This window comes from Sphingomonas dokdonensis, assembly GCF_002197685.1.
Lineage (GTDB): Bacteria > Pseudomonadota > Alphaproteobacteria > Sphingomonadales > Sphingomonadaceae > Sphingomonas > Sphingomonas dokdonensis.
In genome coordinates, this window is the sequence record NZ_NBBI01000016.1 from 1 (window position 1) to 2,500 (window position 2,500).

General features: G+C 54.5%; 1 rRNA gene (cut by a window edge). It reads right to left on the minus strand.

From position 1 onward, the window contains the following. Nucleotides 1–54: 54 nt before the first annotated feature. Nucleotides 55–2,500, minus strand: a 23S ribosomal RNA gene (locus tag SPDO_RS16560); it runs 335 nt beyond the window's last position.

The window sequence follows — 2,500 nt, forward strand, 5'->3', positions numbered from 1 at the left end:
TCTGGCGTCTGACTTGATCATCGCAGCACCAACGCTGTTGTTGATGGTGGAACTCTCAAGCGCGAATAGGACGATTAGTATCGGTTAGCTCCATGCGTTACCGCACTTCCACATCCGATCTATCAAGGTCGTGGTCTTCGACCGTCCTGTGAAATCTTATCTCGAGGGAGGCTTCCCGCTTAGATGCTTTCAGCGGTTATCCCGTCCGTACATAGCTACCCTGCTGCGCCGTTGGCACGACGACAGGTACACCAGAGGTACGTTCAACCCGGTCCTCTCGTACTAGGGTCAACTCCTCTCAAATTTCGACGCCCACGGCAGATAGGGACCAAACTGTCTCGCGACGTTCTGAACCCAGCTCACGTACCACTTTAATTGGCGAACAGCCAAACCCTTGGGACCTGCTCCAGCCCCAGGATGTGATGAGCCGACATCGAGGTGCCAAACAACCCCGTCGATATGAGCTCTTGGGGGTTATCAGCCTGTTATCCCCGGCGTACCTTTTATCCGTTGAGCGATGGCCCTTCCACGAGGGACCACCGGATCACTATGACCGACTTTCGTCTCTGCTCGACTTGTCAGTCTCGCAGTCAGGCGGGCTTATGCCATTGCACTCTAACAGCCGGTTTCCAACCGGCCTGAGCCCACCATCGCGCGCCTCCGTTACTCTTTAGGAGGCGACCGCCCCAGTCAAACTACCCGCCACAGAGGGTCCCTGTTCCGGCTTACGGAACGAGGTTAGACATCAGAAAACAACAGGGTGGTATTTCACCTATGGCTCCACATCGGCTGGCGCCAATGCTTCAAAGCCTCCCACCTATGCTACACAGTTCTTTCCTAATGCCACTCTGAAGCTGCAGTAAAGGTGCACGGGGTCTTTCCGTCTAACCGCGGGTACTCCGCATCTTCACGGAGAATTCAATTTCGCTGAGCATGTCCTGGAGACAGTGGGGAAGTCGTTACGCCATTCGTGCAGGTCGGAACTTACCCGACAAGGAATTTCGCTACCTTAGGACCGTTATAGTTACGGCCGCCGTTTACCTGGGCTTCAATTCAGAGCTTGCACTCCTCCTCTTAACCTTCAGGCACCGGGCAGGCGTCAGGCCCTATACGTCGTCTTGAAGCCGACTTAGCAGAGCCCTGTGTTTTTGCTAAACAGTCGCTACCCCCTGGCCTGTGCCCCCCGACAGAGCTTGCGCTTAGCCGGGGCCTCCTTCTTCCGAAGGTACGGAGGCAATTTGCCGAGTTCCTTCAGGACACTTCTCTCAAGCGCCTTGGTATACTCTACCTGACCACCTGTGTCGGTTTCGGGTACGGTCTATACGGTGGGGCTATTTCCCGGGACAGTTTCGAAGCACGTCCAATCCGATAAGGACGTACAACACACACCATCCGTCACACACCACCAGGCTGCGGAATATTAACCGCATTCCCATCGACTACCCCCTTCGGGCTCGTCTTAGGGGCCGGCTCACCCTGCGCGGATTAGCCTTGCGCAGGAACCCTTGGTCTTTCGGCGAAAGGGCATCTCACCCTTTTTATCGCTACTCATGTCTGCATTCGCACTTCCGATACCTCCACCACCCATTACCAGATGGCTTCGCAGGCTTACGGAACGCTCCGCTACCGCGTGTAGTAAACTACACACCCTAAGCTTCGGTGCACGTCTTGAGCCCCGTTACATCTTCGCCGCAGGAACCCTTGTTTAGACCAGTGAGCTGTTACGCTTTCTTTAAAGGATGGCTGCTTCTAAGCCAACCTCCTGGTTGTTTTGGGATTCCCACATGCTTTCCCACTTAGACGTGACTTGGGGACCTTAGCTGTAGGTCAGGGCTGTTTCCCTTTTGACGACGGACCTTAGCACCCGCCGTCTGTCTCCCGGATATCACTCCTAGGTATTCGGAGTTTGGTTAGAGTTGGTAGATCTCGCGACCCCCGCATCCATCCAGTGCTCTACCCCCTAGGGTGTCCATCCGAGGCACTACCTCAATAGTTTTCGCGGAGAACCAGCTATTTCCCGGCTTGATTGGCCTTTCACCCCTAAACACAACTCATCCGGTAACTTTTCAACGTTAATCGGTTCGGACCTCCAGTGCGTGTTACCGCACCTTCATCCTGGTCATGCCTAGATCGCCGGGTTTCGGGTCTAATACTTCAAACTATGTCGCCCTATTCAGACTCGCTTTCGCTGCGCCTACACCTAACGGCTTAAGCTTGCTTGAAACATTAAGTCACAGACCCATTATGCAAGAGGTACGCTGTCAGGTCTCAAGAACCCTCCAACTGCTTGTAGGCAATCCGTTTCAGGTACTGTTTCACTCCCCTCATCGGGGTGCTTTTCACCTTTCCCTCACGGTACTAGTTCGCTATCGGTCATGTACGAGTATTTAGGCTTGGAGGGTGGTCCCCCCATGTTCAGACAGGATTACACGTGTCCCGCCCTACTCGAGTCCTTCATCATCACTTTCGCATACGGGGCTGTCACCCGCTACGGCGCTAC